At 72.1% G+C, this 5,684-nt stretch carries 6 protein-coding genes; 1 reads left to right on the forward strand and 5 read right to left on the reverse strand.

Annotated features, from left to right (window positions below; translation table 11 throughout):
- Nucleotides 1–200: 200 nt before the first annotated feature.
- A complete protein-coding gene (locus ACIDOF_RS37395) occupies nucleotides 201–869 on the reverse strand; it encodes an ATP-binding protein (protein ID WP_409010732.1) in 669 nt (222 codons plus the stop codon).
- Between the two features lie 193 nt (nucleotides 870–1,062).
- Between ACIDOF_RS37395 and ACIDOF_RS37400 the strand changes: the two genes are divergently transcribed.
- Entirely contained in the window at nucleotides 1,063–1,476 is a 414-nt protein-coding gene (locus ACIDOF_RS37400; protein WP_409010733.1) for a hypothetical protein, read from the forward strand.
- 96 nt (nucleotides 1,477–1,572) lie between these two features.
- On the opposite strand, the gene ACIDOF_RS37405 is transcribed toward ACIDOF_RS37400, so the two are convergent.
- The 4 genes from ACIDOF_RS37405 to ACIDOF_RS37420 all read right to left on the reverse strand — a co-directional run bounded on the left by ACIDOF_RS37405 (nucleotide 1,573) and on the right by ACIDOF_RS37420 (nucleotide 5,649).
- On the reverse strand, nucleotides 1,573–2,490 hold the full coding sequence (locus ACIDOF_RS37405; RefSeq protein WP_409010734.1) for an aldehyde dehydrogenase family protein: 918 nt from the start codon (nucleotides 2,488–2,490) through the stop codon (nucleotides 1,573–1,575).
- On the reverse strand, nucleotides 2,483–3,919 hold the full coding sequence (locus tag ACIDOF_RS37410) for an aldehyde dehydrogenase family protein (protein WP_409010735.1): 1,437 nt from the start codon (nucleotides 3,917–3,919) through the stop codon (nucleotides 2,483–2,485). The genes ACIDOF_RS37405 and ACIDOF_RS37410 overlap by 8 nt, the downstream gene beginning before the upstream one ends.
- A gap of 5 nt (nucleotides 3,920–3,924) precedes the next feature.
- Nucleotides 3,925–4,872 (reverse strand): deoxyribose-phosphate aldolase, encoded by a 948-nt coding sequence (gene deoC / locus ACIDOF_RS37415; protein WP_409010737.1) that lies wholly within the window; start codon nucleotides 4,870–4,872, stop codon nucleotides 3,925–3,927.
- Nucleotides 4,873–4,989: 117 nt separating this feature from the next.
- Complete coding sequence (locus ACIDOF_RS37420) at nucleotides 4,990–5,649, reverse strand: PH domain-containing protein (protein WP_409010736.1); 660 nt, start codon at nucleotides 5,647–5,649, stop codon at nucleotides 4,990–4,992.
- Nucleotides 5,650–5,684: the final 35 nt, after the last annotated feature.

Consider the following 5,684-nt stretch of genomic DNA (forward strand, 5'->3'; position numbering starts at 1 on the left):
GGGTACGGGGAACGGGGATCCCGCCACGGGGGAACGACCAGGGGGAAAACGGGGGTCACGGGGGACCACGGGGGAAACACGGGGGAGGAACGGCAGCGGGACCGGGAGGCCGGGGGGTCTTACCGGTCCCGTCGCCATGTCCGGCCGCCCCCGGCCGACCTGCCGTTCCCGTTGCCGTATCTGTGTCCGGGGCCGGAGGCCTACGCGGGCTGCGCCGGGTCCGGGGTCTGGGCGCGGCGCGCCCCGCGGGCCTGGACGCAGCGGCCCGCCGCCGCCGAGGCGAGCCGGCCGAGCGCCTCCTCCTTGCCGCAGGGGTGCGCGCCGAGCGCGGTCTGCCGGGCCACCACCGCACGCTCCGAGCGCATCAGCCGCCAGCCGCGCCGCAGCAGGAACGGCACCGACTTGCGCCCCTCCTTGAGATCGCGGAGCAGCCGCCGCCGGAACGTCGTCGTCGGCCGGCCGCGCAGGCACAACGCGTCGGCGAGCAGCCCGAGTTCGCGTACCCGCTCCACGATGTCCGCCGCGAAGATGCCCTCGGCGATGAACAGCGGGGTGCGGTCGATGTCGAAGGTCTCCTCGCCGACCCGCGCGCTGACCGAGATGTCGTACACCGGCACCCGGGTGCGGCCCGAGCGGCACAGTTCGGCGATCGCGGCCACCGCGACGTCCGCGTCCCAGGAGGCGGGCGAGTCCCAGTCGACGTCCCGGCTGCCCGCGACCAGCGGGAGCGTGGGGTCGTCGCCCTCCTTGTAGAAGTCGTCGAGCCGCAGCACCGGGAGGCCGGAGCGGGCGGCGAGTCGGGACTTGCCGGCGCCGGAGGGGCCGGTCAGCAGGACGACACGCGTCGGTATCGGGGGATGGGCGCTCACGGAACACCAGTGTGCGGCATTCCCTCGCACAGGCGACCCCGCGGGCGAATCTTTGAAAGCCGCATCACAGGGCGACTACGGTTCGTGTTCATGTGATTACGGGCTCCGGGTGCCGTTTCCCGGAAAGTCCCGGAAATCCGCCCGGGATCCGGACCCTCCGGTTCCCCCGACTCGCCTGACAGGTGGCGTACTCATGGCACGACATGCAGCACCCCGACGACCCGCGCCCCGCACCCTGGTGCGCGCCGGACTCACTCTCGCCGCGGCGGGCGCGGCCCTCGGCGCGGGCGGCGCGGCGACGGCGAGCGCGCAGCCGCTGCCCGCGCTCCCGTCCTCCCCACTGCCCGGGCCGGCCGGCAACCTCGACGTACCGGCGGCCGGCCAGGCCCTGACCGATGCGCTGCCGTACGCGACGGGCCCGCTGAAGAACCTGCAGCTCGACCCGCTGGCCAACACCGGGGTCGACCCGCTCGCCAACGGCGTGGCCACGCAGATCGCGGACTTCAAGCCGGTGTCGACCGAGGCCGTGACGGACCCGATCACGAAGGGCGGCACGCTCGCCACGCTGCCCGTGGTGGGCCAGGCGACGAACGCGCTGCCGATCTGACCCGCCCCCCGACACGCCGACGAGCGCCGGGCGAGCCCCAGTCGGGCCGCCCGGCGCTCGTTCGTACGCCGGATTTCGTACGTGAACCTCGAACCGTCAGTACGCCGAGCCGGACGCGCCGAGCGAGCCCGTCGGGTGCCAGACCGTCTTGGTCTCCAGGAACGCGGTGAGGCGGTGCGTGCCCTGGTCGGCGGACCAGTCCACAGGCTGTGGACGGAGCACCCGCTTCAGGTTCTCGGCCGCGGCGACCTCCAGCTCCTTGGCCAACTGCTCGTCCGCGCCGCACAGGTCGAGGGCGTTGACGTCCTGGTGCGCGGCCAGCGGCGCCGCGATCTCCGCCGTACGGCCCGAGAGGATGTTGACCACGCCGCCCGGCAGGTCGGACGTGGCGAGGACCTCGCCGAGGGAGAGCGCGGGCAGCGGGGCGGCCTCGCTCGCGATCACGACGGCCGTGTTGCCCGTGGCGATCACCGGGGCGATCACGGAGACCAGCCCGAGCAGCGACGACTCCTGCGGGGCGACGACCGCGACCACGCCCGTCGGCTCCGGCGAGGACAGGTTGAAGTACGGCCCGGCGACCGGGTTGGCGCCGCCCGCGATCTGGGCGATCTTGTCGGTCCAGCCCGCGTACCAGACCCAGCGGTCGATCGCGGCGTCCACCTGCGCGCCGGCCTTGGCCTTCGACAGGCCCTCGGCGTCGGCGACCTCGGCGACGAACTGCTCGCGGCGGCCCTGGAGCATCTCGGCGACGCGGTACAGGATCTGGCCCCGGTTGTACGCCGTCTTCCCGGCCCAGCCGCCGAAGGCCTTGCGGGCGGCGACGACCGCGTCCCGGGCGTCCTTCCGGGACGACTGCGGGGCGTTGGCGAGCCATTCACCCTTGCTGGAGGTCACTTCGTACACCCGGCCGCTCTCGGATCGCGGGAACTTCCCGCCCACGTACAGCTTGTAGGTCTTGAAGACGCTCAGGCGGTTCTGCTCGCTCTTCTCGCTCTTCTCGGACTTCTCAGACATCGAGGTACGCCTCCAGGCCGTGGCGGCCGCCCTCGCGGCCGAAGCCCGACTCCTTGTAGCCGCCGAAGGGCGAGGTCGGGTCGAACTTGTTGAACGTGTTGGCCCAGACGACCCCGGCGCGCAGCCGGTCCGCGACCGCGAGGATCCGCGAGCCCTTCTCGGTCCAGATGCCCGCCGACAGGCCGTACTGCGAGTTGTTGGCCTTGGCGACGGCCTCCTCCGGCGTACGGAACGTGAGCACCGACAGGACCGGGCCGAAGATCTCGTCCCGCGCGACCGTGTGCGCCTGCGTCACGTTGGTGAACAGCGTGGGCGCGAACCAGTAACCGGAGGACGGGAGTTCGCACGGCGCGGACCAGCGCTCGGCGCCCTCCGCCTCACCGGTCTCGGCGAGCGCGGTGATCCGGGCCAGCTGCTCGGCGGAGTTGATCGCGCCGATGTCGGTGTTCTTGTCCAGCGGGTCGCCGAGGCGCAGCGTGGTCAGGCGCCGCTTCAGGCTGTCGAGCAGCTCCTCCTGGACCGACTCCTGGACGAGCAGCCGCGAGCCGGCGCAGCAGACCTGGCCCTGGTTGAAGAAGATCCCGGAGACGATGCCCTCGACGGCCTGGTCGATCGGGGCGTCGTCGAAGACGATGTTGGCGCCCTTGCCGCCCAGTTCGAGCGTGAGCTTCTTGTCCGTGCCCGCGACGGTGCGGGCGATCTCCTTGCCGACGGCCGTGGAGCCGGTGAACGCCACCTTGTTCACGTCGTCGTGCGCGACGATCGCCGCGCCCGTGTCGCCGTACCCCGGAAGGATGTTGACGACGCCCCTGGGCAGCCCGGCCTGGCGGCAGATGTCCGCGAAGAACAGGGCGGAGAGCGGGGTCGTCTCGGCGGGCTTCAGCACGACCGTGTTGCCGGTCGCGAGGGCGGGCGCGATCTTCCACGCGAGCATCAGCAGCGGGAAGTTCCACGGGATGACCTGCCCGGCGACGCCCAGCGGCTTCGGGTTCGGTCCGTACCCCGCGTGGTCGAGCTTGTCGGCCCAGCCCGCGTAGTAGAAGAAGTGGGCGGCGACCAGCGGCAGGTCGGCGTCCCGGGTCTCCTTGATCGGCTTGCCGTTGTCGAGGGTCTCCAGGACGGCCAGCTCGCGCGACCGCTCCTGGATGATCCGGGCGATCCGGAACAGGTACTTCGCGCGCTCGGCGCCGGGCAGCGCCGACCACTTCGCGAAGGCCTTGCGGGCGGCCTGCACGGCCCGGTCGACGTCCTCGGCGCCGGCCTGCGCGACCTCGGAGAGCACTTCCTCGGTCGCGGGCGAGACGGTCTTGAAGACCTTGCCGTCGGCCGCCTCGCGGAACTCGCCGTCGATGAACAGGCCGTACGACGGCGCGATGTCGACGACGGAACGCGACTCGGGGGCCGGTGCGTACTCGAATGCGGTTGCCATGGTGATCAGTCCACCGTCACGTAGTCAGGGCCGGAGTAGCGGCCGGTCGCCAGCTTCTGACGCTGCATGAGCAGGTCGTTCAGGAGGCTGGAGGCGCCGAAGCGGAACCAGTGGTTATCGAGCCAGTCCTCGCCCACGGTCTCGTTCACGAGCACCAGGAACTTCACGGCGTCCTTCGACGTCCGGATCCCGCCCGCGGGCTTCACTCCGATCTGTACCCCGGTCTGCTGCCGGAAGTCGCGCACGGCCTCCAGCATCAGCAGGGTGTTCGCCGGGGTGGCGTTGACGCCGACCTTGCCGGTCGACGTCTTGATGAAGTCCGCCCCGGCCATCATGCCGAGCCAGGACGCGCGCCGGATGTTGTCGTACGTCGACAGCTCGCCGGTCTCGAAGATCACCTTGAGGCGGGCGGGCCCCGAGGCCTCCTTCACGGCGCGGATCTCGTCGTACACCTTCAGGTACTTGCCCGCGAGGAAGGCGCCGCGGTCGATGACCATGTCGATCTCGTCCGCCCCGGCGGCGACGGCGTCCCGGACGTCCGCCAGCTTCACGTCGAGCGCGGCACGGCCGGCGGGGAAGGCGGTAGCGACGGACGCCACCTTCACGCCCGACCCGGCGACGGCCTCCTTCGCGGTCGCGACCATGTCCGGATAGACACAGACGGCCGCGGTCGTCGGCGTCGTACGGTCGGTCGGGTCGGGGTGGACGGCCTTCGCGCCGAGCGCCCGGACCTTGCCCGGGGTGTCGGCGCCCTCCAGGGTCGTCAGGTCGATCATCGAGATGGCCAGGTCGATGGCGTACGCCTTGGCCGTCGTCTTGATGGAACGCGTCCCGAGCGCGGCGGCGCGCGCCTCGAGTCCGACCGCGTCCACGCCGGGCAGCCCGTGCAGGAAGCGGCGCAGCGCACTGTCGGACGCGGTGGCGTCGGCGAAAACAGGTGCAGTGGTGGGCATGGTCACCAGGCGAGCATATCTACGCGCGTAGCGGCTTGTATAGGGGTGAGGGAGGTCGGAGGGCGCGCTCGGGTGCGGGCGCGGGTGCGGTGGCCGTAGGCAGTCGTACGGGCCCGGCTAGCCGACGAGCAGCAGAATCACCAGCAGTACGGCGCCGGCGACGCTCGGCGCGAGGATCTCGTACGCCCAGCGCACACTCGGCTCACCCTGCGCCCCCGGCTCGCCCGCGTGCCGCTCGGCGAGCTCGCGCAGGTCGTCGAGGGCCTGGTCGGAGGGGGCGCGGGTGCGGCCGAGGTCACGCCCGGAGAGGACAGCGGACGTACGGCCGTGTGGGTCCTGCGCCGCGTCCCGCACCTGCCGCCGCGCGGCCTTCTTGCGGGCCCGCAGGGAGACGGGGATGGCCCACAGCTGGTATTTGGTGCCGCCGCCCGCGAAGACCTCGCTGGAGTACCCCGCCCGCAGCCCCTCGACGGCGCCCCAGGGCAGCGTGATCGTACGGAACGGGTTCCGCACCCGCAGCCGCTCGGCGTTGGCGTGCACGGCGGGGCGCACGGTGTACGCGACGATCAGCGGCACGACGAACAGCAGCCCGGCGAGCGCGAGCCACGGCGTCCGCCCGCTCCCCCGCACGAGCGCGTCCCCACCGAGCCACACGGCGAGCCCGAGCAGCAGCACGCCTCCGGCGATGGCGGAACTGGACCGGAAGACACGGTCGGCGTACACGCCCCCGTCTTCAGGCTGCGGATCGGGCTTCGACTCCGGGCTCGGGCTCGTCATGGGGTGATTGTTGCGCAGGGTGGGGTGGGGGTGGG

This window comes from Streptomyces sp. Da 82-17 (genome assembly GCF_046098215.1).
GTDB lineage: Bacteria > Actinomycetota > Actinomycetes > Streptomycetales > Streptomycetaceae > Streptomyces.

Bases quoted from the DNA above. Each gene is read 5' to 3' on its own strand.
- ACIDOF_RS37400 (WP_409010733.1), top strand. From the start codon at position 1,063: ATGGCACGACATGCAGCACCCCGACGACCCGCGCCCCGCACCCTGGTG.
- ACIDOF_RS37405 (WP_409010734.1), bottom strand. From the start codon at position 2,490: ATGTCTGAGAAGTCCGAGAAGAGCGAGAAGAGCGAGCAGAACCGCCTG.
- ACIDOF_RS37410 (WP_409010735.1), bottom strand. From the start codon at position 3,919: ATGGCAACCGCATTCGAGTACGCACCGGCCCCCGAGTCGCGTTCCGTC.
- deoC (WP_409010737.1), bottom strand. From the start codon at position 4,872: ATGCCCACCACTGCACCTGTTTTCGCCGACGCCACCGCGTCCGACAGT.
- ACIDOF_RS37420 (WP_409010736.1), bottom strand. From the start codon at position 5,649: ATGACGAGCCCGAGCCCGGAGTCGAAGCCCGATCCGCAGCCTGAAGAC.